Source organism: Holdemania filiformis, from assembly GCF_003459085.1.
In the GTDB taxonomy this organism is placed as follows: domain Bacteria; phylum Bacillota_I; class Bacilli_A; order Erysipelotrichales; family Erysipelotrichaceae; genus Holdemania; species Holdemania filiformis.
The window spans coordinates 1-25341 of record NZ_QRUP01000031.1 but is presented as its reverse complement, the minus strand read 5'-3'; the positions used below and the strand labels follow the sequence as shown (position 1 = coordinate 25341).

28 protein-coding genes are annotated in these 25341 nt (G+C 52.7%); 18 read left to right on the top strand and 10 right to left on the bottom strand.

All coding sequences use genetic code 11. The annotated features are described in order from the left end of the window. Positions 1 to 2: 2 nt before the first annotated feature. The 4 genes from mutY to DWY25_RS16790 all read left to right on the top strand — a co-directional run bounded on the left by mutY (position 3) and on the right by DWY25_RS16790 (position 3713). Positions 3 to 1151 carry an A/G-specific adenine glycosylase gene (gene mutY / locus DWY25_RS16805; protein ID WP_117896215.1) on the top strand — a complete coding sequence of 383 codons (1149 nt, stop codon included), beginning with the start codon at positions 3 to 5 and terminating at the stop codon, positions 1149 to 1151. Positions 1152 to 1163: 12 nt separating this feature from the next. After that, entirely contained in the window at positions 1164 to 2219 is a 1056-nt protein-coding gene (locus tag DWY25_RS16800) for a M24 family metallopeptidase (protein WP_117896214.1), read from the top strand. Then, positions 2216 to 2485 (top strand): DUF1294 domain-containing protein, encoded by a 270-nt coding sequence (locus tag DWY25_RS16795; protein ID WP_117896213.1) that lies wholly within the window; start codon positions 2216 to 2218, stop codon positions 2483 to 2485. Before DWY25_RS16800 ends, DWY25_RS16795 begins: the two co-directional genes overlap by 4 nt. Positions 2486 to 2558: 73 nt before the next feature. Next, complete coding sequence (locus DWY25_RS16790) at positions 2559 to 3713, top strand: AfsR/SARP family transcriptional regulator (protein WP_181981888.1); 1155 nt, start codon at positions 2559 to 2561, stop codon at positions 3711 to 3713. 369 nt (positions 3714 to 4082) lie between these two features. On the opposite strand, the gene DWY25_RS16785 is transcribed toward DWY25_RS16790, so the two are convergent. Together DWY25_RS16785 and DWY25_RS16780 are read right to left on the bottom strand one after the other, a co-directional pair. Continuing rightward, the gene (locus tag DWY25_RS16785; RefSeq protein ID WP_117896211.1) at positions 4083 to 4799 is read right to left on the bottom strand and encodes a LytR/AlgR family response regulator transcription factor; all 717 of its coding nucleotides are present in this window, start codon (positions 4797 to 4799) and stop codon (positions 4083 to 4085) included. Between the two features lie 174 nt (positions 4800 to 4973). Next, on the bottom strand, positions 4974 to 5945 hold the full coding sequence (locus tag DWY25_RS16780; protein ID WP_147336712.1) for a helix-turn-helix transcriptional regulator: 972 nt from the start codon (positions 5943 to 5945) through the stop codon (positions 4974 to 4976). A 113-nt stretch (positions 5946 to 6058) separates the two neighbouring features. Between DWY25_RS16780 and DWY25_RS16775 the strand changes: the two genes are divergently transcribed. Both DWY25_RS16775 and DWY25_RS16770 read left to right on the top strand, forming a co-directional pair. Continuing rightward, positions 6059 to 6625 carry a hypothetical protein gene (locus DWY25_RS16775; protein WP_117896209.1) on the top strand — a complete coding sequence of 189 codons (567 nt, stop codon included), beginning with the start codon at positions 6059 to 6061 and terminating at the stop codon, positions 6623 to 6625. A 45-nt stretch (positions 6626 to 6670) separates the two neighbouring features. Then, entirely contained in the window at positions 6671 to 7843 is a 1173-nt protein-coding gene (locus tag DWY25_RS16770) for a cation diffusion facilitator family transporter (protein WP_117896208.1), read from the top strand. A gap of 238 nt (positions 7844 to 8081) precedes the next feature. On the opposite strand, the gene DWY25_RS16765 is transcribed toward DWY25_RS16770, so the two are convergent. The 3 genes from DWY25_RS16765 to DWY25_RS16755 all read right to left on the bottom strand — a co-directional run bounded on the left by DWY25_RS16765 (position 8082) and on the right by DWY25_RS16755 (position 11865). Then, positions 8082 to 9431 carry an HD domain-containing phosphohydrolase gene (locus DWY25_RS16765; RefSeq protein ID WP_117896207.1) on the bottom strand — a complete coding sequence of 450 codons (1350 nt, stop codon included), beginning with the start codon at positions 9429 to 9431 and terminating at the stop codon, positions 8082 to 8084. A gap of 150 nt (positions 9432 to 9581) precedes the next feature. Further along, positions 9582 to 11477 carry a molecular chaperone HtpG gene (gene htpG / locus DWY25_RS16760; RefSeq protein WP_244926006.1) on the bottom strand — a complete coding sequence of 632 codons (1896 nt, stop codon included), beginning with the start codon at positions 11475 to 11477 and terminating at the stop codon, positions 9582 to 9584. Between the two features lie 175 nt (positions 11478 to 11652). Beyond that, positions 11653 to 11865 carry a hypothetical protein gene (locus DWY25_RS16755; protein ID WP_117896205.1) on the bottom strand — a complete coding sequence of 71 codons (213 nt, stop codon included), beginning with the start codon at positions 11863 to 11865 and terminating at the stop codon, positions 11653 to 11655. Between the two features lie 135 nt (positions 11866 to 12000). Here DWY25_RS16755 and DWY25_RS16750 point away from each other — a divergent pair, with 135 nt between their 5' ends. Beyond that, positions 12001 to 12489: a helix-turn-helix domain-containing protein gene (locus DWY25_RS16750; RefSeq protein ID WP_117896204.1), complete on the top strand. Its 489-nt coding sequence runs from the start codon at positions 12001 to 12003 to the stop codon at positions 12487 to 12489. An 87-nt stretch (positions 12490 to 12576) separates the two neighbouring features. On the opposite strand, the gene DWY25_RS16745 is transcribed toward DWY25_RS16750, so the two are convergent. From DWY25_RS16745 to DWY25_RS16730, 4 genes are all read right to left on the bottom strand, one after another. Further along, positions 12577 to 13329, bottom strand: a complete 753-nt coding sequence (locus DWY25_RS16745; RefSeq protein ID WP_117896203.1) for a copper homeostasis protein CutC — start codon at positions 13327 to 13329, stop codon at positions 12577 to 12579. 376 nt (positions 13330 to 13705) lie between these two features. Then, positions 13706 to 14239 carry a hypothetical protein gene (locus tag DWY25_RS16740; protein ID WP_117896202.1) on the bottom strand — a complete coding sequence of 178 codons (534 nt, stop codon included), beginning with the start codon at positions 14237 to 14239 and terminating at the stop codon, positions 13706 to 13708. A 134-nt stretch (positions 14240 to 14373) separates the two neighbouring features. After that, entirely contained in the window at positions 14374 to 14931 is a 558-nt protein-coding gene (locus DWY25_RS16735) for a chromate transporter (protein ID WP_117896201.1), read from the bottom strand. Continuing rightward, the gene (locus DWY25_RS16730) at positions 14928 to 15491 is read right to left on the bottom strand and encodes a chromate transporter (RefSeq protein ID WP_244926005.1); all 564 of its coding nucleotides are present in this window, start codon (positions 15489 to 15491) and stop codon (positions 14928 to 14930) included. The genes DWY25_RS16735 and DWY25_RS16730 overlap by 4 nt, the downstream gene beginning before the upstream one ends. A 142-nt stretch (positions 15492 to 15633) precedes the next feature. Here DWY25_RS16730 and DWY25_RS16725 point away from each other — a divergent pair, with 142 nt between their 5' ends. The 5 genes from DWY25_RS16725 to DWY25_RS16705 are packed head-to-tail and all read left to right on the top strand — an operon-like array spanning position 15634 to position 18387. Next, positions 15634 to 16527: a LysR substrate-binding domain-containing protein gene (locus DWY25_RS16725; protein WP_117896200.1), complete on the top strand. Its 894-nt coding sequence runs from the start codon at positions 15634 to 15636 to the stop codon at positions 16525 to 16527. Then, positions 16520 to 16819: an MGMT family protein gene (locus DWY25_RS16720; protein WP_117896199.1), complete on the top strand. Its 300-nt coding sequence runs from the start codon at positions 16520 to 16522 to the stop codon at positions 16817 to 16819. Before DWY25_RS16725 ends, DWY25_RS16720 begins: the two co-directional genes overlap by 8 nt. A gap of 18 nt (positions 16820 to 16837) precedes the next feature. Further along, positions 16838 to 17434 (top strand): DUF3795 domain-containing protein, encoded by a 597-nt coding sequence (locus tag DWY25_RS16715; protein ID WP_117896198.1) that lies wholly within the window; start codon positions 16838 to 16840, stop codon positions 17432 to 17434. After that, positions 17431 to 17844, top strand: a complete 414-nt coding sequence (locus DWY25_RS16710) for a peptide deformylase (RefSeq protein ID WP_117896197.1) — start codon at positions 17431 to 17433, stop codon at positions 17842 to 17844. Before DWY25_RS16715 ends, DWY25_RS16710 begins: the two co-directional genes overlap by 4 nt. A 21-nt stretch (positions 17845 to 17865) precedes the next feature. Continuing rightward, positions 17866 to 18387 carry a putative immunity protein gene (locus DWY25_RS16705; RefSeq protein ID WP_117896196.1) on the top strand — a complete coding sequence of 174 codons (522 nt, stop codon included), beginning with the start codon at positions 17866 to 17868 and terminating at the stop codon, positions 18385 to 18387. A gap of 272 nt (positions 18388 to 18659) precedes the next feature. On the opposite strand, the gene DWY25_RS16700 is transcribed toward DWY25_RS16705, so the two are convergent. Beyond that, positions 18660 to 19163, bottom strand: coding sequence for a flavin reductase family protein (locus DWY25_RS16700; protein ID WP_117896195.1), 504 nt, complete (start codon positions 19161 to 19163; stop codon positions 18660 to 18662). A gap of 201 nt (positions 19164 to 19364) precedes the next feature. Here DWY25_RS16700 and DWY25_RS16695 point away from each other — a divergent pair, with 201 nt between their 5' ends. Genes DWY25_RS16695 through DWY25_RS16670 form a run of 6 tightly spaced genes read left to right on the top strand, consistent with a single transcriptional unit; the run spans position 19365 to position 25076 of the window. Then, the gene (locus DWY25_RS16695) at positions 19365 to 20210 is read left to right on the top strand and encodes a fumarate hydratase (RefSeq protein ID WP_117896194.1); all 846 of its coding nucleotides are present in this window, start codon (positions 19365 to 19367) and stop codon (positions 20208 to 20210) included. Further along, positions 20210 to 20743: a Fe-S-containing hydro-lyase gene (locus tag DWY25_RS16690; RefSeq protein ID WP_117896193.1), complete on the top strand. Its 534-nt coding sequence runs from the start codon at positions 20210 to 20212 to the stop codon at positions 20741 to 20743. Before DWY25_RS16695 ends, DWY25_RS16690 begins: the two co-directional genes overlap by 1 nt. Further along, positions 20740 to 21183, top strand: a complete 444-nt coding sequence (locus tag DWY25_RS16685; RefSeq protein WP_117896192.1) for a 2-thiouracil desulfurase family protein — start codon at positions 20740 to 20742, stop codon at positions 21181 to 21183. The genes DWY25_RS16690 and DWY25_RS16685 overlap by 4 nt, the downstream gene beginning before the upstream one ends. After that, positions 21180 to 22643 carry an aspartate ammonia-lyase gene (locus tag DWY25_RS16680; RefSeq protein ID WP_117896191.1) on the top strand — a complete coding sequence of 488 codons (1464 nt, stop codon included), beginning with the start codon at positions 21180 to 21182 and terminating at the stop codon, positions 22641 to 22643. The genes DWY25_RS16685 and DWY25_RS16680 overlap by 4 nt, the downstream gene beginning before the upstream one ends. A gap of 4 nt (positions 22644 to 22647) precedes the next feature. After that, a complete protein-coding gene (locus DWY25_RS16675) occupies positions 22648 to 23826 on the top strand; it encodes an NAD(P)-dependent malic enzyme (protein WP_117896190.1) in 1179 nt (392 codons plus the stop codon). Positions 23827 to 23882: 56 nt separating this feature from the next. Further along, positions 23883 to 25076: a MalY/PatB family protein gene (locus tag DWY25_RS16670; protein ID WP_117896189.1), complete on the top strand. Its 1194-nt coding sequence runs from the start codon at positions 23883 to 23885 to the stop codon at positions 25074 to 25076. Positions 25077 to 25341: the final 265 nt, after the last annotated feature.

Below are 25341 nucleotides of genomic sequence, written 5' to 3'. Positions count from 1 at the left end.
AAATGAATTTTCAGGAAGAATTATGTGCATGGTATAAGATCCACCATCGTGACCTGCCGTTCCGCCAAAGCCGGGATCCTTATGCGATCTGGGTCAGCGAGATCATGGCGCAGCAGACGCGGATCGATTCCATGCTTCCGTATTACAAGCGCTGGATGGAGCGCTGGCCGACGGTCGAAGCGTTAGCGGAAGCGCCGATTGAAGACGTCCTGCATGTTTGGCAGGGATTGGGCTATTACAACCGGGCGCGGAAGCTGCATGCGGGCGCGAAAGTCGTAGTTGAACGCTACGGCGGCCTCTTGCCGGCGGATGTTGAACAGCTGCGGACGATTCCCGGGATCGGCTTTTACACCGCCGGGGCGATCGGCAGTATCGCTTACGGTCTGCGGGCTCCGGCTGTCGACGGGAACGTCCTGCGGGTGACGACGCGCGTGCTCCAATATGGCGAGGATATCACGAAGAAGACGACGGCCGATTATGTCTGGCGGCAGGTCTATGATTGGATGGAGGGCAGTGATCCGGCGGTGTTTACCCAGGCGATGATGGAGATCGGAGCGCTGGTCTGCACGCCGAAAAATCCCCAGTGCCTGCTTTGTCCGTTAGCGCCGTTCTGCGGCGCGGGCCAGGATGGCAGCTGGAGTCAATATCCCGTTAAAAAGAAAGCCAAACCGCCGCTGGAGCTGCAGCTGTATACCTATTGGATTGAGAATGACCGCCGGCAGATTCTGCTGAGCGACGATTGGTCGGATGGGCTGATGGAAGGTCTGTACCGTCTGCCGCAGGCCGCCGCGCCGCTGGAACAAACGGATCAGCTTGAATACGCAGGACAGCGCAAGCATGTGTTCTCCCATCGTGTATGGAAAATGGAATGCTACCGCGGACAATGGGATGATCAGGTCCAGGAAACGCTGCCGGAGCATTGCTTCTGGATCGCCAAGGATCAGCTGGATACGCTTCCGATCGTCAGCGCGCACCGCAAGTGGCTTGACGAAGGCTTGGCAGGCGAAACTGAAGCATCCCCGGATAACCCGGAATCTGTTCAGATCAGCGAAACGTCGCTGACGGATCCGGCGGAGACCGCCGGGATTGAAGCTTGTCAGGATTCTGATGCATCCATAATGGAAAAGAAGAAAAACAAAAAGAAAGGGTAAAAGGACAAGAATATGAATGAACGCGTAGAACGGCTTCAAAAGAAAATGCAGGAGGAAGGTCTGGGAGCCTGTGTCATTTCTGATCACAGCGCTGTGGAATATTTTATCGGCCGTCGTTTCTCCTGCGGCGAACGGCTGATCGCTTTGATCGTAACGACGGAGGGCTTACCCAAGCTGGTGCTCAACGAGTTGTTTCCCTTAGCGCCGCAAACGGATTTTGAGCTTGTCCGCTACAACGATACCGAGGACGGCGTCCAGATCGTTTCCCGGTTCTTAAACGGTAAGGTCGGGATCGACAAGTTCTGGTCCGCCGGCTTTCTGATCCGTTTGATGGCGCTGCGCCCGGATTTGGAAATGGTGGACGGCAATCTCGTCGACCGCATCCGCAGCGTCAAGGATCCTGTGGAACAAGCCAGGATGCGTCAGGCGTCGCTGAATAATGATAAGGTTATGACGCGGGTGCGCGAGCTGATTCAGACAGGCAAGAGTGAAAAACAGCTGGAACAGGAAATCAACGCGGCATTCCGGGAGCTGGCGGACAGTGATCCGTCGTTTGAAACGATCGTCGCCTTCGCGGAAAACTGCGCTGATCCTCACGCCGTACCGTCAGATAAGATTTTAGAAGAAGGCATGTCGGTGATCGTTGACATGGGCTGTAAATTTGAAGGCTATTGTTCAGACATGACGCGTACGTACTTCATCGGCAAGAACACGATGGAAGACGTTTACGATACCGTCCTGCGGGCGAATCTGGCCGGGATTGCGGCGGTGAAGCCGGGCGTGCGGTTCTGCGATATCGACCGGGCCTGCCGCCAGGTGATTGAGGAAGCAGGCTATGGTTCGTATTTTATCCATCGCACCGGGCACGGAATCGGCTTAAGCGTGCATGAACCGTTCGACGTCAGCGCGGTCGATGAAATCGTTGTCGAAGAAGGCATGTGCTTCTCGATCGAACCGGGGATCTATCTGCCGGGCGTCGGCGGGGTGCGGATTGAAGATCTGGTGCTGGTGACGAAGGACGGCTGCGAGGTACTCAATCATGATCCAAAGGATCAGCCGGTGTTATGAGTTTTGGCTTCTATGCGTTCTGGTTTGTGAACCTGGCGGGAATCGTGTTGTGTCTGTGGGATAAATTCTGCGCCCGCACTCATCGCTGGCGGGTTCCTGAAAGGGTGTTTTTTACGCTCGCTTTTCTGGGCGGCGCACTGGGGTTGGGCGCAGGGATGTTGATCGCCCATCACAAGGTCTCCAAGCCTTCGTTTGTCCGGATTGCGGTTTTAGCCGGGATTGAGAATTTAATCGCCGCTGCCGTGATTCTGGCAAACCTCAAATAATTTTGAGATTGTATTTCTAATTGCCGGAAAATTTGTTACACTGTTGATAATGTGAGGTAGCAGGTCTATGAACATGAAGTGGAAAATTACAATGATGGGGTCTTTTACCCTCCGGGTGCGGGGGAAGGAAATCAATTTAGGCGCTACCATGGGAAAGCAGATTGCTTCCATATTTGCCTATCTGATCCTTCATCGCGATCGGGCGGTTGCCAAGGAACAGTTAATTGAAATCTTCTGGCCGGACAGCCGGAATCCGCTGAACGCGCTGAAGTTCGCCATTTTCCGGCTGCGCAAAGCGCTGGAAGAACTGCCGGGCGCCGGCGGTCCGGATTGGATTCAGACGGTCCGGGGCGGCTACCGGTTAAATCCGGCGGCGGATTTTGAACTGGATATCGCCCAGCTGGATAAAATTGCGCTGCGGGCTGACGGCGGCGATGCCAAAGCGTTGGCCGCCCTGGTCCAGGGTGAATTTTTAGCGGATCTGGAAGATTCCTGGATTGCGGAAGAACGCGAACGTCAATGGCAGAAAATCTTGAATACCACCGATAAAATTGCGGAGGAACTGGAACAGAACGAGCTTTATCCGCAAGCGCTGAATCTTTATAAAACCTTATTAGCGGTTGAACCGTTTAACGATCAGGTGAATTACCTGATGCTGCGGGTAATGATCCGGCAGCGTCAGTACAATGAAGCGATTCATTATTATAAACAGGTCGCGGCTGCATTCCAGAAGGAATACGGCATTGAATTTCTGGGCAAATCGCAGGCGTTGATCTATTTTATCAGCGTCGAAAATGGCGAGACCGTGACACTGGACGAATTGGTGTCTTCCCTGAATGAGGAAATCAGCGAGCCGCTGGCGTTCTTCTGCGACCGGCCGGTTTTCCAGAAGTTGTATCAGGCGCGGGTGCGGGAAATTCAAAGGTCGCGGGACAGTTTCTATATGATGATGCTGGAGTTGGAGTCGCAGGAAGGCTCGCAGCCGGAAAATGATCAGCTGGAATATTTGAGCCGGGTGTTGGAAAGCGAACTGCGCAGCAGTGATATTTTCTGCCGGATCTCCAAAAGCCAGTATGCGGTGATGATGAATCTGCGGCGGAAGGAAGACGGCGATATCGCGGCGCAGCGAATCCGCACGCGTTTCCATAAGCGCTACCCGTCGGATCAGGCGAAGCTGGGTTACCATGTCTGTGAAATCCAACCGATGCCGATGCCGGCTGCGGCTTGATGTAAGGGCGATTTTCTGAATTTATCTTGTTACAGCCGAAGCGTATTTATACAATAGGAACTAACAGCCGGTGCCGCCATCAAAGGCGAAGCCGGTTTTTTGTTTCTCTTTTTTCTAAATAAAAAATTTTTCCTTGTTACAGGCAAGGGTTCTTACTCGAAATCGAGCGAAGAAAAAAGGTCAGGCAGGATGAAGCTTCATTTAACGCTTTATCCTGCCTGCTTCTTTGTATGGATATTTTATGTCTGCCTGAAACCGAGTAAGAACCACAGGCAAGGCCGGGAATCTTCTGTTAAACATTCAGCGCCAATTCCATTCCGTTTTGTCCGCGGCAAGTTGCGCCGGGAAAGAAACGGCGGGAAGATTGGATTATTGTGAGAACTGCCGCTTTAATAACGCTTCCTTCAGCGGTTTCATGAAGGTTCTGCCAATCGGAATGTGCTTGTTATTGGAGAGCAGGATTTCATTGCCGCAGATCTGCTCGATGTGACGGAAGGCGACGATGTAGGAACGATGACACTGGAAAAATTCATCCGGAGGCAGCTGCGCGAGCGCTTCCTGCAGCTTTGCGTACATTTCATAGTGGTCATGCATGGTCGTGACAATAATCTTGCGGAGTTCTTTTTCAATGCAGAGGATCGAATGAATCGGAATCGGAATGACCTGGCTGCGGCTGTGAAGCATGAAGCTGACCCCGGTCTGAGCTTGTCCCAGTTTCGCCAGCGCCCGGTCCAGAGCGTCAGGAAGCCGCTGCGCCATCTGCGATTTCAGAACGAAATACAGATGCTCAGTTTCATAAACATCTGAAAAATATTCCAGATAACTGGAAATAAAAATGATCTGCGCTGAGGGCTGGATCAGATTGATTTGCTTGGCAGCGTCGATGCCGGTGATTTCCGGCATTCGAATATCCAGAATATAAAGCTGGATATCGTAAGTTTCGATCTCTTTTAACAGCTGCGCGCCGCTGGTCCAGGTGTGAATCTCAGCTTCAATTTCCCGCATCCCGCACAAACGCTGAATTTCCTGCGAAATCATTCGCAGATGGAGCGGATTATCGTCGCACAAACCGATACAGAGCTTCATACATTTCTCTCCTTTGAATGTGCATTTATTATATCATTTTCCCGCGGCTGTCAACATTGAATATTCTGACAATTCCTGAAATAATCGGATTCTTTGTTCGGAAAGTTCATGTTGCGAATGGTTGTAAAAACTGGAAACGGGATATGAAATGCGGTTGTCGTGTATGCGTCCAGTTCAGCCTGCGGATTCCTCGTCAAGCGAACGCAGCGTCGCTTCGGCAGCTTCGCGCATCTGGTCTTTCAAGGACTGTGGCTGCAGAATCCGGACCTTCTGACCAAACTGAAACAACCAGCCTAAAAACGGAGGAGCTGCGCTGAGCGTCAGATTCACATCAAAATCTTGATCCGTAATGCGCGTGATCATGATGTCCTGACCGAACCGATCAAAAACTGTGTTCGCCAGGGATAGATCAAAGCGCAGCGTCATGTTGACCGGTTCGCTGGCGTACATCCCGAAGCTGCGGGCAGCGTATTCCTTCAGATCAAAGGGAATCCGGGGCAGCGGTTCGCTTTGAAGCTGGATCTGTTCCATTTTATCCAGCCGGTAATGCGAGAAGCCCTGATGATGGAACGAGTAACAAACGCAGTAATAGCGCTGGTTCTCCCGGATCAGCGCGTAAGGAAACAGCTGGTAGGACTGCGATTGACGGCGGTAGTGCTTCTGCTTATGTACTGTAATATCAAAATAACGGAATTGAATTTCGACATTTTCCCGCAACGCTTTCAGGATCTGATCGATGTTCGCAAGGACGTCGGCGCCGGATTCACGGTATTCAGGAAGCAACGGTGATAACTGCGGCTGTTGATAATGCGAGCATTCCTCTAAAAGAAGCGCGTTGAACTGCCGGGCCTGATCAGCGGAAAGAATGGTCAGCGAACCGACAGCGTCGCTGAGCAGCTTCAGCTGGGCAAGCGTGTAGCGGCGTTTCAGCCAGTAACCTTGATTTTTCTGATAGCGGATGTCCCAGCCGGCCTGGCGCAGAATGTCGATATCGGAATACACGGATTTGCGTTCAGCACTCATGCCTTTCTGACTGAGCCGGGCGATGATTTCACTGCATTTGAGCGGATGCTCGTTGTCCGCTTCCTGTTGAAGCAAACGCAGAATTTCCAGCAGCTTTTGTTTCTGCATACGCTGATTAGCCACGGTAATCCCCCTTATTTCAAATTCTAAAAAATATTGTATCACTGTCCGATTAATCGGACAATGAAAAATCGCGGATGTGATATCATTAGGACACGTTAAGGGAGGAATGCCAGATGGAATTCAAAGATAAAGGGATGTTGGCGGCTGGCGGACAGCTGGCGGGAATGGGATATCTGATTTCAGGATATGACAATGCGGGGGTGTTTCTGCTTGGGGTGACGGCCATCGCGCTGGCTTTGTTTCAATCGGAAAACCGCCGCCGCTGGCCATGGAAAATTGCGCTGCTGACCGGCCTGGCCGGCGGGATGATTCTGGCCTTGCAGCCGATGGCCGGCGATTTGGGATGGCAGGCGGCTACGGGATTGAATGCTGTGATCGCGATGCTGGGTTACCGCTGGGTTGCTTCGATGAATAAAAGTGAACGCCGGCTAATCCGGTGGTCGCTGGATTGGCTGATCGCGCTGACCGTGTTGTTCTGCGGTTTGCTTCTTTTGATGCCTTCGTCACTGCGCGTCTACGTCATGGAACCGCTGTACGCGGATGCCGGCTCAGCCTGGCCGCTTCCTTTGCTTCCGCTGCTTGTGTTTATGCCTTATTTTCCGGTTCGTCTGCGCTTGATGCGGCTGCGGGCTGCCGGGAAAGCGAAGGTTTGGATTTTGAATGAAAATAGACTGGGCTAACCCGAACCTTTTGTGGTAAACTAATCACTCAAGGGAGTGAGTTCGATGACGGAATTTCTAATTAAAAAATTTGTTAACAATTACGCCCAGACCGAAGATGCGAAGGTCCGGGAAAATTACGGCTTGCTGAGCAGCCTGACCGGAATCGCCTGCAATGTGCTGTTGTTCGCGGTGAAGCTGGTAATGGGGACGATCGCCCATTCCATCTCGATCACGTCGGACGCGTTTAATAACTTGTCGGACAGCGCCAGCTGCGTCGTGACGCTGCTGGGGTACAAGCTGGCGGCGAAACCGGCGGATAAAGATCACCCGTTCGGACATGGCCGAATTGAATATCTGACGTCGCTGGTGCTGGCGTCGGTTATTCTGATCGTCGGCTTCGAGCTGTTGAAAAGCTCGGCGATGAAGGTGATTCACCCGGAAACCGTCCGGTTCAGCTGGATCGTGCTGATCTCGCTGCTGGCATCAATCGGCGTGAAATTCTGGATGTGCGGTTTTAACCGGAAGCTGGGCCGGCGGATTGATTCGTCGGTGATGCTGGCGACAGCTCAGGACAGCCTGAATGATGTAGTCGCCACAACGGCGACGGTCGTTTCTCTGGTGCTCTCGGCGTTTGTCAGCTGGCCGGTGGATGGAATTATGGGCGTGATCGTTTCGATCTTCGTCCTGTTTTCCGGGTATGGAATTATTAAAGATACGATCAGCGAACTGCTGGGCCAGCCTGCGGATAAAGAACTGGTCAGTAAGATTTCGGATATCATGCTGAGCCGGCCGGAAATCATGGGGCTGCACGATCTGATCATTCACAGCTACGGCCCGGGGAATCTGATCGGCAGCGCCCATGCCGAGGTCAGCGCGCACGATGATCTGCTTCAGATCCACGATACGATCGACGAGGTGGAAAAGGAAATTTACGAGCGGCTGCACGTCATGTTTACGATTCACATGGATCCGATTGAAACAGATAATCAGGAAATTGAAGAAGCGCGGAAGATGATGAAGAACATTCTGGCGCAGATTGACGAACAATTAAGTTTCCATGATTTCCGCATGGTCAGCGGCCCAACCCATACCAATCTGATTTTTGACATTGTCGTTCCATTTGAATGCAAACTGGGTTTTGACGATATCCGCAAACAAATTAACGATCAGCTGAGTTTGCAGAAGAAAAAGTGGTACACGGTCATCACGTTCGACCGGGATTACACCGCTGAATAATTGATGGAATCAGGGCCGGCGAAGCTTGCGAAAAGTGCGGATGAACCAGAGCATGAACAGTTGAGTAGAATCGAGATCGCCGATCGACACAATAACGGCAGGGAACCGCTTAGGTGCGTTCACCTGCTTTTTTTTCATGAGAACCGGGCGGAGGAAAATATAAAAAGACCGGAATTTTCTGACCGGTCTTCAAGCGGGATTCACTTTTCGATAAATGCGGTTTGAATTGAAGCGCGGATTACGCTGTCTTTGAGATGTCATCATTATTTTCGTCGGAAACCGGATCGCTTTTTAAACGCTGCCATAACTCACTCAGCTGTTTTTCAACGAGAACCTGTTCAGTCAGACAATCGTGAAGCGCCTGGCTTTCCGCCTGAATTCGTTGATAGCTGTCAAGGATATCCCGGCAATTTTGTTCGTTAACGTCTGCCAGTCCCTGCGGATCGCTCAGTACGGCGTCCACGACCTGCGCGTCCAGCTGTCCGGCATCCCGCATCTCAGCCAGGATCCGGCACGAACGTTCCAGCGTATAGGCCTGCTTATAACTTCGTTCGCCGGTTAAGGCGCTGAAGATATCGGCGACCGCCAGAATCCGCTGGGGCAGCGTCAGCTGACTGGCGCTCAATCCGTCCGGATACCCGGTGCCGTTCAGCTTTTCGTGATGACGCAGCGCCAGATCGCGGATTTCCTCGCTGACCCAGCCATTAAGAATGACAGCGGTTTTTTCAACATGCGTTTTCATGACTGCCATGTCTTCCTGGGTTAAACGCCCGGGATTTTCCAAAATCTCCAGAGGAATGCCGATTTTCCCTAAGTCATGGAACATTCCCGCGATTCCGAGCGCTTGTTGCTCATACTTGGAAACGCCGCAGCGCCGTCCCAGCTGTACCGCCGTCGAAGCGGTGATCATCGTGTGCGTGACCGTGTGACGGGAACGGAAGTCGATGATGACGATTAACATTGTCAGCAGCGTTTCAATCTGGCGCGGCTGGAAAGGGGCCAGCCGTTCCCGCTCGAACAGGAAATTGGCCGGCGCTGGAACTGCCGGCTTTAGCTGAGCTCGTTCAGCCAAAGCAAGCAGCTCCGGGGCATAGCCGCCATGATATTCCGGCCGGCGCATCCGTTCTAGAAACTGGGCGATTGTTCCCTGACGATAAGTGAGGAAAATGTCCAGCCGGTCGCAGAAGTGAATCAGATTGGCAGCCCGGGCAATTGTTTGATCCACGCCGACTGCGGTCAGCGCCGCCCATCGGCTGTGATGAAACAGAACCGCCTCAGCCAGGTCGGGGAAGGGCGAATAATGGTAAAGGAAAAGCATACCGTAAATCGAATGATCCCAGCATGTTTCGGTTTCAAACTGAATCATCCGGCCGATCTCTTCCGTTTTGTACGCTCCGATATCATGGAGAAATACAAGACAGTCCAGATCCCGCCGTTTTTCATCATCCATGCCCGCAGCCGCTAACAGTTGATCGGCATAACAAGCCGTGCGCAGTTCATGACCGATTAAACGTGGATCGATCATATCAAAGCTATTCTCAAGCAAGCCTAAAATTTGCCGGGCGCTGATCTCGGTCAATTGATTCATGTTCTGTTTTCCTCCTTTCCTTCATCGCGTAAAGATTGAATTCAAATAATTTTAATTATAGCATTAAATTAAGCCAAAAGAAAAGGAAGAACCCGGCGCGGCTCCATGAAGGCCGTTCCCCGTTCTTCCTTTTTCTGTTTTCTTTTTGATTTATTCCTGATTGGCGCGGATCATCAGATCACAGACCTGATTGGCGTAAGCGATCGGATCGTCAATCTTGTAGCCTTCGATCAGCATCGCCTGCGTATAAAGCAGATCCGTGTATTCATCCATCAATTCCGGGTGTTTGTCATAGATCTTCTGCAATGTCGTGAAAATGTCATGATCCGGGTTGATTTCCAGAATCTTGCCGGCCTTGACTTCATTCTGGTTCGGCATCTGATTCAGAACCTTTTCCATTTCCATCGACAGACCTTCGTCGGAAACCAGGCAGACCGGATGGGATTTCAGACGGGAGGACAGACGGACTTCTTTAACTTTATCGCCCAGTGCATCCTTCATCTTGTCCAGCATCGACTTGTTTTCCTGCGTCTTTTCTTCCTTGGCCTTCTTTTCTTCCTCATCGTCCAGATCCAGGTCGCCCTGGTTGATCGATTTGAATTTCTTTTCCTTGTATTCCATCATGATGTTGGCGGCAAATTCGTCGACATCGTCTGTGAAATACAGGACTTCATACCCTTTGTCCTGGAGCTTTTCCATCTGCGGCAGCTTTTTGATCAGTTCAATGCTCTCGCCGCTGGCGAAGTAGATCTGATCCTGGCCTTCCTTCATCCGGGAAACATATTCATCCAGCGTCGTGTACTCGTCATTGTTCGTGGATTTGAATAACAACAGGTCCTGCAGCTGATCCTTGTGCATGCCATAGTCCTGGTACACGCCGAATTTCAGCGACAGGCCGAAGTTCTTGAAGAATTCTTCATACTTCTCGCGGTCGTTTTTCAGCATGTCTTCCAGGGTGTTCTTGATCTTTTTCTCAATGCTCTTGGCCAGTGTTTTCATCTGCCGGTCCTGCTGGAGGATTTCACGCGAGATGTTCAGGTTTAGATCGTCGCTGTCAACCAGGCCGCGCACGAAGCGGAAGTAATCCGGCACCAGATCCTTGGCCTTGTCCATGATGAACACGCCCTTGCAGTAGAGCTGTAAGCCCGGTTCATAATCAGCGCTGTAGAAGTTATATGGCGTTTTCGCCGGAATGAACAACAGTGCGTTGTAAGAAGTTGTGCCCTCGACGGAATAATGCATCACCTTGGCCGGGTTTTCCCAGTCCATGAATTTGTTCTTGTAGAACTCGTTGTATTCTTCCTCTTTGATTTCCGATTTGTTGCGCTTCCATAACGGAACCATGGAGTTTAGCGTCTGGATTTCCTTGACGGTTTCCGGTTCATCCTTGCCTTCAACGGTCTTGGTTGTTTCAACTTCCATTTCGATCGGCCAGCGGACATAATCGGAATACTTGCGGATCAGATTTTTGATCGTGTATTCATCGAGATATTCGTCGACCTTATCGTCTTCACTTTCCGGCTTCAGTTCGAGAATGATTTTCGTACCGACGTCTTCTTTCATGATCGGTGCGATGGTGTAGCCATCCTCGCCGTTGGAGATCCAGGAATAAGCCTGTTCGCTCTGGGCGCTGCGGGTTTCAACGATGATCCGCTGGGCAACCATGAACGCCGAATAGAAGCCGACGCCGAACTGACCGATAATATCGACGTCGCTGGTGCCTTCCTCCAGCTTTTGTTTGAATTCCAGCGAACCGCTGTGAGCGATCGTACCGAGGTTGCTTTCCAGTTCCTCCTGAGTCATGCCGATGCCGCTGTCAGTCAGCGTGATCGTGCGGTTTTCCTTATCCAGGTCAATCCGGATTTTCAATTCGTTCTTATCGACGCGCTGATTTTCATCCGTCAGCGACAGATAATACCGCTTGTCCAGGGCGTCCGACGCGTTGGAGATCAGCTCCCGCAGAAAGATTTCCTTGTTGGTATAGATAGAATGAATCATCAGATCCAAAAGACGCTTGGATTCAGCTTTAAACTGTTTTTTAGCCATAATGATTTCCTCCTTTTAGCACTCTTGATAAGTGACTGCTAAGATAATATAACACTTTTCCCCTGTCCTGACAAGACCGCCGCGCACTTTTCCACAAATTTAAGTGAAGCTTGCCGTTACCCGGCTCCGAAGTAAAAAGAAAAAGGATGCTGAACATCCTTCAGGGGAATGAAAATCAGTGAATTTCCGGCCTCGCTGTCGCGTCTTGCGGGAAAGCCCCGGCCTGTTCGAGGTGGATGATACACCGCTGATCGCAAGGCTTCTGAGTATACGGACAGCGCAATGAGGCATGGCTGCAGCAGAGATAAAGCAGAGCTTCCAGCCGGGGGAGATCGGTATTGGCAGCGCTCAGCATCTGGCTCAGTTTAACTTGAAATGGATTTCCCATAAGCACCTCCTCGTTTCGCCTTATTATATCTCGAACAGCGAGAAAAATAAAGATTATCTATTACCGAGAAATGACAAATTTTTACGTTGTTTTACGATATGATTCATATACGAAAATAAGGAAGGGAGGAGCGGGATGAAAGCGAAACTCTCGTTAGGCGAAAATCTGCGACTGCTGCGGGAAGAACGCGGAATCAGCCAGGAAGCTTTAGGGCAGGACTTATGCCTGAGCGACGGGGCAATTTCGCGGTATGAGAACAATGCCGCGGAGCCGGATATCAATACCCTGTTCGGGATGGCTGAAATTTTCGGCGTCGATTTTAATTATCTGCTGGATTATCATGGGCATGTGCGGAAAAGCCAGGACATCGTGCTGCAGAATAAAGACGTCGAGCTGCTGACCTGCTTTCATCAATGCTCATCAGGACATCAGCGTGTGATCCGGATGCTGGCGAAAGAGCTGGCGCGGCAGGACCGGCTGTGGCCGAAGCTGACTGAATTGACATCTTTGGAAACGGCAGGGCTGGTCAATGAGGAAAAAGAAGCCTGGGTTGAACCTGTCCCGGAAGTGGAAGTAAAAAAACATCCGGAGCCTTCCCGAAAAAAGAAAAAAACCGATTCCTGACCTTGCTTAACGCAGGGATAAAGAATCGGTTTTGTTTGTTTAAGAGAGCTTAGCATCGGGCGGAGTCCGTTTCAAACCAGGCTGAATTTATGCGCAGGTTCCGACGGCGGCCGTCAGCTCGCGGACTTTCTGTTCGCTGACAACGTCGTAATCCAGCTCGTGCGGCGCCGGCGCAAAGGCGTAAGTGACATGATGACCGATGGTTGTCGGATCGGTCAGCCAGTCTTTGCAGGAGGAGTGAAGCTGATGAACGCCGGTTTGTTCTAACAAAAGCCGGGCGTTGGAGGCGTTGACACCGCTGCCTGCCAGAATTTCAATGTGTCCGCCGTATTTTCGCTGCAGGCGCGCCAGCGTTTCGATGCCGTGTTCCGCTTTGGCTTCCCCGCCGCTGGTCAGCACCCGGTCTGCTTTCCAGTCGATCAGCTGGCTGATCGCCGTATCGAAATCGGCAGCGCAGTCAAACGCGCGGTGGAAAACAAATTCCCGGCCGTAGCGATGAGCAAGCTCAATCATGGCCCGGGTCTGCGCGGCATTGAGGGTATGATCGGCGTTGAGCGCACCGAATGCCAGCCCGTCTGCCCCATGCTTCAGCAGCAGTTCCGCATCGGCAAATAAAATTTCAAATTCCGCGTCGGTCATACAGAAGCCCGCGCCCCGGCTGCGAACCATGGTGATGATCGGCAATGTCACGGTCTTTTTCGCCTCGATCAGATTCGCCAGCGTCGGCGTCAGACCGCCTAACGCTAGGGCGGAGTTCAGTTCGATCCGATCCGCACCCCCACGCTGCGCTGCCTGGCAATCCTGCGCGCTTCCGCAGCAAATTTCAATTTTCGGTTTCATGCATCATTCTCCTTTTTATTCTTGTTATCCTCATTGTATCGGGATGAAGCGGCGAATGCAAGCCGCATGTTTGTCCCGAAAGCCAGGGGTTGTCAGGGCTGGAGGCTCTCAGCCCGAAGCCGTCAGATCCGGGATTTTTATCAAAGCGCCGGGATTCAGGCGTCTGCCTTCCTTTTGATCCCGCTGAGTGCAAGCGTTAGAAAGCAAGATCGCTTTAATACAGGGGGAAAAGTAAAAAAGCAGAATCATCGACGCTCCCCTGGGTGCAGGATTGAGGTTTACGAGATTCTGCCTGATTTGAAACGATTTGTAAAAAAACGGATCTGTGAGGGGTCCGTCTTTCGTCATTTTTGCCTGTGCAATCGGAAACGAACGGTTACTGAGCGTCCGGCGTCAGCGTGACGACGAACATATCGCCGGTTTCATCATTGTCGAATTCTTCCAGGTAGATCAACAGGAACTCCGGTTCTTCAGCCGGAACTTCAAAGACAAGCTTATACGTTGCGGACTTGCCTTTTGCCAGCTCGAATTCTTCCGGCATGACCGACTTATCATCGAGATTGACTAACGGATAAAACAACTCTTCAGTCGATTCCCAGGTCAGCACGAAATCCTGATCAAACATCGGCAGCGCTTCGCCGAAGGTATTGACTTCTTTGACGGTTACGCATAACAAGCGCATTCCTTCTTTTGCGGTATATCCGCCGAAGCTGTCGGTCAGCTTAACGTCTTCAACGATGAAATCAAAGAATTCGTTGCGCATCGTATCACCCTGTTTGCCATAGTAGAGACCGTCTTCATCTTCGGAGTGCCGGGCGATGACGTTGCCGGTTTCCTTGTTCGTATTCCCGGAACAGCCGGTTGTGAGAAGCAAGGCGATCGTGAGTAAGGCAGCAGCAAGTTTTTTCATAGTTTTCCTCCTTAGCCCCAGATGTAGAATTTCCCTGATTTTAATCTGGAGCTTTGCGTTTTTATTCTACCTGATTTGGTTCAATTTGGGAACTAAAGATTTCCTAAAAAAGGAAGACTGCTCAATCAGGGGGACTAAAGATAAAAGAAACACCCCGCCAGCGCGCTGAGGATCAGGAGCGGCACCGGCCCCAGTTTTCCTTTGACGATTGCCGCCAGCGACAACGCGAACAGAATCAGCGCCGTGCCGTTGAATTGCAGCGGCTGCTTCCAGGAGGAAACGCCGAACAAGGCGATCAAGACGATCGTTGCGGCGGAAGCCGCGATTAAACCGACGGAAGCGGATTTCAACGTTTCCAACAGATGCAGGACAGCTTTCTGATCGCCGTTGCGGCGGAAGAAGCGCTGCAGGCCCAGGCTGATCAGAATCCCGCACAATACGCAGCCTCCGGTTGCCGCAATCGCCCCGGCCAGTCCCGCTAACCGCATCCCGACAAACGTCGAGGTGTTGACTGCCAGCGGACCCGGCGTCATCTGCGACAGCGTGATGATATCGGTGAATTCCTGCAGCGTCAGCCACGGATGGACAACGACTGCCTGCTGCTGGATCAAGGGCAGCGTCGCGTAGCCGCCACCGATGCTGAATAAACCGATCTTCAAAAATGTAAAAAACAATTCCAGAATCAGATTCATGCCCGGGCCCTCCGATAATCAAGGAAGCTCAGGAGTAACGACAATCCTGCCCAAAACAAAAGCAGCGTCATCGCCGGAATTTCCAGGATAAAACCGCAGAAAAAAGTGACGGGTAAAATCAAGCTGTGAAGCGTTTGCTTCTGCTTCAAGATCGCCGCGCTCATCTCATAGACCAGCTGAACGATCAATGCTGCTACCCCGGCTTCCATACCTTTCAGGCAGGCGTTGATGACCGGCTGAGTGCGGAAAGCATCATAACAGGAAGAAATCAGAGCCAGGATGATAAATGAAGGCAGCACTGCGCCGACGGCGCTGATCAAAGCGCCGGCTAAGCCTAAAGTCCGCCGTCCGGCCAGAACCGATAGATTCACCGCGATCGCGCCGGGCGAGGACTGGGCGATTGCCGCCATTTCCAGCAGCTCAGACTCCGTGAAAAGCTGTTTCTGCTGGACAAAAATTTTGCGGATCATCGGAATAACGATGTATCCGCCTCCAAACGTAAACGTACTGATATACAAATTAACACCGAAAAGCCAGATTCCGGTTTTCCATGATTTCATTGACTTTCCCCCTTCCCGTCTATTATCCATAAAATAAAGGCAGAAGTAAAATTGCAAAAATCTATGTTTTCCATTACTATTTAGTTATGGATGAAGGACAGCGGCGAATCGGCAGAGGCTCGCTGCGAAGGGAGGGATTCGGATGACAATCCGACAGTGGAAAGTATTTCGGGCTGTGGTGGAGCAGGGGAGTCTTACCCGGGCGGCACAGGTCTTATACATGAGCCAGCCGGCGGTCTCGCATGTCGTAACAGAATTGGAGCAGCAGCTGGGCTACACGCTCTTAGACCGGATCGGCCGGCACTGCGCCGTGAACGAACGCGGTCTGCAGCTGTATCATAAGCTGGTTCCGATCCTGGAAGCGATTGAAGATCTGGAACAAAACACAGCGGATTTTGAAAAACAGGCGCCGCTGCGGATCGGCTCGAGCATCACGATCGCAAACATGTGGCTGCCGTCCCTGGTCGCGCGGTTTCACGATCTGTACCCGAAGACGCCGGTGCGGGTTCAGGTCGACCGGGCCAAGGAAATTGTCAGGAAAGTATTGGTGAACGAGGTGGATCTGGGCTTTACCGAAGGCGTGTGCGAGGAGGAGTGTCTTGTGAAGCTGCCGTTTTCCCGCTATCGGCTGACGTTTGTCTGTCGCCCGGATTGGCCGGTAGCTAAGCATAAAATACTAAAGCTCGATCAGCTGGCGGAGCAGGCCTGGTTATTGCGCGAGCAGGGCAGCGCCATTCGCGACAGTCTGGACAGCGCGCTGCGGCTGCGTCAGATCCAGGTCAAGCCGGCCTGGGAGAGCGTCAATTCTCAGGTGCTGAAACAAGCGGCGCTGGCCGGCTTGGGGATCGCGTTACTACCCGAGCAGATGGTTCGTCCGCAGCTGGCATCCGGCGAGTTGACGGAAGTGAAGATCGAAGGAATCGAATTGGAAAATCAGAACTGGATGATCTACCATCGCGATAAATTTGAATCGGAAGCGATCCGCGGCTGGAAACATTTAATTGAACAGACTGAAAAGGAGAACGGCGATGAATGAAGAGTTTGAAGCGTTGGTGCTGGCGGTGATCAGCGAGATTCCCTGCGGTCAGGTCGCCAGCTACGGCCAGATCGCTGAACTGGCGGGCTATCCCCGCCATGGCCGGCATGTCGGCAAAGCCTGTTCGCATTCTGAGTTCTATGGCGATTATCCGTGCCACCGTGTGGTCAACAGCCAGGGCCGCACGGCGCCGGGATGGGATGAACAACGATCTCTGCTGGAAGCGGAAGGCGTTGAATTTAAGTCCAACGGCTGCGTGGATATGGCAAAATATCAATGGCGACTCCGGTAAAGGAGGGGAAGGAAGAAAATGACGATAAAAAATGAAGGTTTGCGTGCCTATACGAAATTCTCGCTGTGCGGTCTGGCCTGCGGCTGCTGCACGCTGTATCTGGGCGGTCATTGTCCCGGCTGCGGAGCGCCGGACAGACCCCGCTGCAAGCTTTTGAAATGCGCCGCAGAACAGGGCGGGATTGAATATTGCAGCCAATGTGAACACTATCCCTGTAAGCGGATGGCCGTTACCGAGGACACTGTTTCGTTTGTGACCTGCCGTCACCGGCTGAAGGATCTGGATCAGCTGAAAAGGACCGGGCCTGCCGCCTTTGAAGCACAAATGGAACAGAAACTGGCGATCCTGGCGGAATTGCTGGAAGATTATAACGAAGGCCGCCGCAAAAGCTTTTATTGTCTGGCCGTGACGCTGCTTCCTTTGGCGGAGCTGGAAACGGTTATGACGGGCTTGCGGACATTGGATCCGGCAATGCCAGTAAAGGAAAAATCCGCCGCGGCGGTAAATCAGCTGCAGGCAGCGGCACAGCGCCATGATATTATCCTGAAACGGAATCTGAAGAAACCAGCTCAGGAGAAAACAAACATTGAAAAGGAAGAGGGAATAATTTTATGATTCGGGAAATAGTAACCGATCCGATTCTGCTCAGCCGCCCCAGCCGGGAGGCAACGATGGAAGATCTGACCATTGCGGCAGATCTGAAGGACACGCTGAGGGCCCATGCGGATCACTGCGCCGGAATGGCCGCGAACATGATCGGTCAGTCTGTCCGGGTGATCGCGGTCTTTGTTGCGGATCAGCCGCTGGTGCTGATCAATCCGCAGATCATCAAGGCTGAAGGGAGAAAATATACGGCAGAGGAAGGCTGTTTATCACTGCCGGGAACGCGCCGGGCGCAGCGCTTTGAAAAGCTGCAGCTGCGTTATCAGGATGAACAAGGCCGGATCAAGCAGCGGACGTTCAATGGGTTCACAGCGCAGGTGATTCAGCATGAGCTGGATCACTGCGAAGGCATTTTAATCTGAAGAAGAAAGGAAACGCGAAAGATGGCAAAATTACGAAAAATGCTGGGCGATGTTGATTCGCTGGAATGTATCGCGATGATGCGGCTGATCGAGACTCAGAGTGAAACCACGCTGGCTCGCTGGGCGCTGGGTTATGTCGAAAGCAGGATCTTGCCGGTCTATAAGAAAAAAGCCGGCGGGGAGCGCCGGCTGGACGCGCTGGTTCAGGCCTGTCAGCAGGTGGTTCAACTCCATCAGCCGGGAAAAACAGGGAAACCGTGGATCAAGGAAGCTGGTCAGATCGCCCGGGAAACAGCGGATCCGGTTGCCCAGGCCGCGGCCCGCGCGATTGCCGCAGCCTGCGGTACGCTGACAACGCCGACCAATGCGCTGGGATTTCTGTTTTATGCCGCCGCTGCGGTAGTTTATGACCGGGGGCTGGATTTGTCCACATCTGAAATGGAGGAGCTGACCCGCCAACTCTGGCAGGATGCCCATGCCTCGCTTTCAGCCCAGTCCATCACGGATGAACCCTGCCCGGCAAAGATTCAATGGCATTGTTAGGTTGAAGCTGGGATCGGCGTGCAGAGGAGACCGGCTTCCTCATCAATCCGTTCCATCGAGGCTGGCGAGATTCGGGAATCTATATGTTTTACAATTCTGAGCCTTCCTTTTTGAAAGGGCCAGGTCTGTCTGTTTCGGTATTAAAATCTATATTCGAACCTGGTTTAGAAACCAATAAAGAGCTGTGATCATTCAGACAGGAATAAGTCTGACGTTCGCAGCTCTTTTTCTGATCCGTTCCCAATGGAATCAGCTCTGTTCAAGTTTGGAGATTACGCCTCGTTTAGATAAGCGGCGAGAATCTCACAGGTATAAGCCTTGTGGTAATCGCGGTTGGGATAACTTGCGTTCTCCACAGTTTTGTCGATAAACTCAGCGTCGCTGATCTCCATCGTCGCTAACTTCTTCAGCACCAGCACCAGACGCGCCTGATCGATGCACGGCGCTCCATCGAGCAGGGTTGTCGTATAGCCGACATGCGCCAGCTTATCCACGTCTTTGCCGCTGGCCTTGCCCAGATAGGCCAGCTTTTCCCGTTGATCGTTGTCGAAGAACGCCAGCGAGAAGCAGTTTTCCCGTTCGATCAGGGGGTAGGTGTGACGCTGCGGCCGGACATACACGGTGACTACCGCTTTGTTCCACAACCAGCCCATCTGAACCCAGTTGACAGTCATGCCGTTGACCTTGCCCTCATCCGGAACGGTCAGTACGGCCCAATCGTTATGGATCAGGGAAATCAGATTCCGATCCAGCTTTTCAATCTCAATTCTTTTCATGGTTTCACCTCAATTTCTATTGTATTCCGGAAGCTTTGAAAATGGCAGTGAAATGATGTTTCTGAAAGTGATTTCAACAGCGGTGCGTTCCTTATTGAAAGAATTTACATCTTGTCAAGGAACATCCTGGAATGCGCGGATTAAGCAGTTCATTCCCCTTATTGTTTGTGTTACAATAACAAACAGAAAGGGCTTAGGAGTATGCGAGAAATTGAAGTCAAAGAAATACAGGAAATCGTAAGGGACTGCTGCAGCGGCATCGCCTTTGAATATCCTGACGACGTGATGGCGAAACTGGTCACCTATGCCGAAAAGGAAGACAAACCCAGGGCCAAACAGGCGCTGGCGCTGTTAATGGAAAACGCTGAGCTGGCCAGGACGAAACGGCTGCCGATCTGCCAGGATACCGGGATGGCGGTCGTCTGGCTGACGATCGGCCAGGATGTTCACTTTACCGGGGGATCGTTAAAGGACGCGGTCAACAAGGGCGTAGAGGAAGCCTATCAGGGAAGCTACCTGCGCAATTCCGTGGTCAGCGATCCGGTGTTTGAGCGGAAGAATACGCTGACCAACACTCCGGCGGTGATCTACACGGAAATCGTGGAAGGCGATCAGGTCGTGATCGAATGTGCGGCGAAGGGCTTCGGCTCGGAGAACTGCTCGCGCATCAAAATGTGCAAGCCGGCCGAGGGCGTCGAAGGCGTCCGGGATTTCATCCTGGAAACCGTCAAGCTGGCCGGTCCGAACGCCTGTCCGCCGATGGTCGTCGGCGTCGGTGTCGGCGGGACGATGGATTATGCCGCCTACCTGGCTAAGCGTGCGTTAGTCCGGCCTTTGGACAGCGAGAATGAGAATGAACAATACCGCCAGCTGGAACGGGAATGCCTCGAACAGATCAACCAGCTCAACATCGGGCCGATGGGGCTGAAGGGCCGTACGACAGCGCTGAAGGTCAACATCGAATGGTTCCCGACGCACATCGCGGGCATGCCGGTGGCGGTCAACATCAACTGCCATGTAACCCGGCATAAAAAGGTGGTGCTGTAATGAAGAAAATTCAACTGCCGTTAACGATGGAAGACCGCCGGTCCCTGCGCGCAGGGGAACAGGTGCTGTTAAGCGGTGTAATCTACACGGCGCGGGATGCGGCGCACAAGCGGATGAAGGAGCTGCTTGACGCCGGAGCGCCGCTGCCGTTTGATCTGAAGGATCAGATGATTTACTATGTCGGACCCACCCAGACGCCTCCGGGGATGATCTTCGGCAGCGCCGGTCCGACCACGGCGACGCGCATGGACGTCTATACTCCGCAGCTGCTGGATTTAGGCCTGGCCGGCATGATCGGCAAGGGCAAGCGCAGCGATGCGGTCAAGCAGGCGATCATCCGCAATCAGGCGGTCTATTTCGCCGCAGTCGGGGGAGCCGGCGCGTTGTTGGGCCTGCGCGTGAAAAAAGCCGAAACGATCGCGTTTGAGGATTTACAAAGCGAAGCGATCCGGCGGCTGGAGGTCGAGGATTTCCCGGTTTTCGTCTGTTTCGACAGTCAGGGAAACGATCTGTACGCTGAGGATTTTGAATGATCGCCGTCAGCGCCTGCCTGGCGGGAAGAGCCTGCCGCTATGACGGCAAGGCCAATACTGTGCAAGCGCTGAAGGCAATGGTTGAACGCGGGGAAGCCGTGCCAATCTGTCCGGAAGTGCTGGGCGGACTGGGCATCCCGCGCGATCCGTGCGAACGCCAGGGCTGTCAGATCTGCACGCAGTCCGGTAAGGACTGCACTGCTGAGTACCGCAAGGGTGCGGAAGCCGCGCTGGCACTGATTCAGGAACATCACATCACGCTGGCGGTGCTGAAAGCCAAAAGTCCCTCCTGCGGCAAAGGCTTGATTTATGATGGAAGTTTTACCCGCACGCTGACGGAAGGTCACGGTTTGACAGCCGAACTGTTCATCCGCAACGGCGTCCGGGTGTTCACAGAAGATGAGTGGCAAGAAGAAAAGGAGAATTCACAAAAAGCATGAACGCAACAGAACAAACCCCGGAACAGTTCCGGTGGGAACATGATTCACTGGGCGAAATCGAAGTCCCGAAGGAGGCCCTCTACGGCGCGCAGACACAGCGGGCCATGACCAATTTCCAGATCACCGGGCGGCGGATGCATACGCAGATGATCCGCTCGATCGGCAAGGTTAAAAAAGCCAGCGCTTACTGCAACAACCAGTGCGGATTCCTGGATGACGAACGCCTGAAATACATCACGGAGGCCTGCGACGAGGTCATCTCCGGTAAGCTGGATTCGTGGTTTATCACCGACTGCATCCAGGGCGGGGCCGGCACGTCGTTCAACATGAACGCCAACGAAGTCATCGCCAACCGGGCCGCGCAGCTGGCCGGCCGCGAGATCGGCGTCTATGATTATATCCATCCGAACGATCACATCAACTTCGGTCAGTCGACCAACGACGTCTTCCCGACCGCCGGACGTTTGACGGCGCTGGCTTTGGTCGAGGTGCTGTTAAACGAATTGACCGAGCTGCAGCATTCCCTGCTTAAAAAAGCGAAGGAATTCGACGGTGTGATCAAGATGGGCCGGACGCACCTGCAGGACGCTGTTCCAATTCGTTTAGGCCAGGAATTTCACGCTTATGCGACGATGGTCGGCCGCGATATCAAGCGGATCCGCGTCGCCTTCAATGATCTGAAGGCCGTCAACATGGGCGCGACGGCTGTCGGCACAGGCTTGAATGCCGATGAAAAATACAAGAAGATGATCGTGCCGGTGCTTTCAGAAATCAGTGGGATCACGCTCAGCTCCGCCAAGGATCTGGTCGACGGCACCCGCAACTGCGATACGCTGGCGTTTGCCTCCGGCGCGCTGAAGGTGCTGGCGGTCAATCTGTCCAAGATGTGCAACGATTTGCGGATGATGGCCTCCGGGCCGAAAGCCGGCTTAGCGGAAATCAAGCTGCCGGACCGGCAGCCGGGCAGCTCGATCATGCCGGGCAAGGTCAATCCGGTCATCGCTGAGGTCTGCAACCAGGCCTGCTTCAACGTCATCGGCAACGATGTGACGATCGCCAAGGCGGCGGAAGCCGGACAGCTGGAGCTGAACGTCTTCGAGCCGGTACTGTTTAAGAATCTGTTCGAGTCGATTGAGATTATGGCTAACGCCTGCCATACGCTGCGTCTGAATGCGATCGACGGCATCAAGGCGAATAAGGAAAACTGCCTGTTCTTCGTCGAACGCTCGGTTTCCCCGATCACGGCCTTTGCCCCGCATATCGGCTACGCCAATGCCAGCCGGATCGCCAAGCAGGCGCTGATCGAAAACCGCACGCTGCGCGAGGTGCTGCTGGAAAGCGGACTGATCACTGAACATGACCTGGAAATCATCATGGATGTTCAGGAAATGACCAAGCCGGGCATTCCGGGCAAGAAACGTTTAGCCAAGAATAAGAAGAAAGAAAAAGTGGAGGGATAACACAATGACTGTTTATGAAGACGCACTGAAACTGCACGAACTGCACCATGGCAAATTATCGATCGAACCGAAAGTTCCCTGCGAAACGCCGGAAGATCTGACGCTGGCCTACACGCCGGGCGTTGCTCAGCCGTGTCTGGAAATCAACAAGGATCCGGAAAATGCCTATCGCTATACCGGCAAAGGCAACACTGTCGCGGTCGTCACCGACGGTACCGCGGTGCTGGGCTTAGGCGATATCGGCGCGGTCGCCGGTCTGCCGGTCATGGAAGGCAAGGCGTTATTGATGCACCGCTTCGCCGGGCTGGACGCGTTCCCAATCTGCGTCGATTCCAAGGACCCGGAAGAGATCATCAAGGTCTGCAAGCTGATTTCCCCGGGTCTGGGCGCGATCAATCTGGAAGACATCAGCGCTCCGCGCTGCGTGGAGATCGAACGGCGTCTGATTGAAGAACTGAACATCCCGGTTTTCCATGATGATCAGCACGGCACGGCGATTGTCGTGCTGGCAGCACTGATCAACGGTCTGCGGTTAACAGGCAGAAAGCCGGAAGACATGAAGGTCATCGTCAACGGTGTCGGCGCAGCCGGCAGCTCGATTATCAAAATGATGTATAATTACGGTTTCAAGAACATCCTGGCGTTCGATTCCAAGGGTGTTCTGCATCCGGATAAGAAGGACAGCTACAACCCGCTGAAGCAGGAACTGCTCGAATTCACCAATCTGCACGGCGAAAGCCCGGCGGACTTAAAGGCGGCGTTAGTCGGCGCGGATGTGTTCATCGGCGTTTCCAAGGGCAACCTGTTGACAAAAGAGGACATCGCCACGATGAACAAGGATTGCTTCATCGTCGCGTTAGCGAATCCGACACCGGAAATTGATTACTATGAAGCGAAAAAGGGCGGAGCGCTGATCGCCGCGACCGGCCGTTCTGATTTCCCGAACCAGGTCAACAACCTGTTAGCCTTCCCAAGCATTTTCCGCGGGGCCTTGGACGCGAAAGCGACCCGGATTACCGAGGACGTCAAGATTGCGGCCGCTCAGGCGATCGCCGATCTGATTCCGGCGGAAGAGCTGACGGAAGAATACATTATTCCATCACCGTTTGATTCCCGCGTTGTCCCGGCTGTTTCCAAAGCGGTCAGAGAAGCCTGCATCAAGAGCGGTTATATCCGGAAGTAAGTTCTGCGTTTCAAGTCCTGGCTGTAAGCTGAAGTCAGAAAGTGGGGGTAATGAGTATGAGCTATGATTTCACAACTCGAATCAACCGACAGTCCCAGAATTCCAGCAAGTGGAAAGGGATGCGCAAGCAAAATCCGGAAGTGCCGGAGGGAATCGTTCCGTTATCCGTTGCGGATATGGAGTTAATGAATCCGCCGGAGATCACCGAAGGTCTGAAACAGTTTCTCGATCACCGGATCTTAGGCTATACCGACGCTGGTGAGGATTACTACACGGAAACGGTGAACTGGATGCAGCGCCGCCATCATTGGACAATCGAAAAGGATTGGCTGGTTCTGCTTCCGGGCGTCGTCACGGCCATCAACGTCGCCGTCCGCGCGTTTGTAAAACCGGGTGAAAAGATTGCGATCCTCACGCCGGTCTACTATCCGTTTAAAAAGACGATTGAAGCCTGCGGCTGCACGACCGTGACCAGCAGTCTGATCAATCAGGAGGGCGTATATTCGATCAATTTTGACGATCTGGAAGCCAAGCTGGCCGATCCGGAAGTGAAAATGTTGATCTTCTGCAGTCCGCATAATCCGATCGGCCGCGTCTGGACGAAGACCGAGCTGACGCGGGTCGGTGAATTGTGTCTGAAACATGACGTTCTGATCGTTTCCGATGAGATTCATTTCGATCTGATTCTGCCGGGTCATGAACATACCGTCTTCGCTTCGTTATCACCGGAATTGAGCGACCGCATGATCGTCTGTACGTCGGTATCGAAGACCTTCAATCTGGCGGGGATGCAGTGCTCGAATATCGTCATTCCCAACGCTGAACTGCGCGCAGCCTATAAGGCCACGATGAGCAGTTATATCAACGGTCATCTGAATATCATGGCCTATGAAGCGGCAACGCTGGCTTATCGTCATTGCGAGGGCTGGCTGGATGAGTTGTTAGACTTGTTGGAAACCAACCGCAAAACGGCCGTTGAGTTCTTTGCCAGCCATTTCCCGAAGGCGATTGTATCTCCGCTGGAAGGAACATACTTGTTATGGGTGGATCTGCGGGCTTATTTCGCGGATCAAAACGAACAGGAAGAATTCATGACAAAGAAAGCGCTGTTGTTCTTGGACGAAGGTTATTTGTTCGGTGAGGAAGGCAGCGGCTTTGAGCGGATCAACCTGGCTTGTCCGACGTCTTTACTGGAAGAAAGTCTGGCCCGGATGGCGCAGGCTTACGAAAAAGACTCCGCCGCCGCGTAAGCGGATTACCGGACCGGATAGACTTGAACTGAAAAATTCAATACTATAAAAAGCAGCTTCATCGAATGAGACCGGCTTCTTGCGTAAGAAGGGAAGACCGGACTTGGATGGAGCCGCTTTTTTGTTTTTCCGATAAATGAAAGGAGGAGTTTTCTATTAAAACGTTAGTTTTGAAAATTGTTACATCATTTTTCTCAATTTTTAACTAAAATTGTCAAATTTCATCAAAATAAACAAGGCTTTTTCAAAAAAACCGCAATATTAG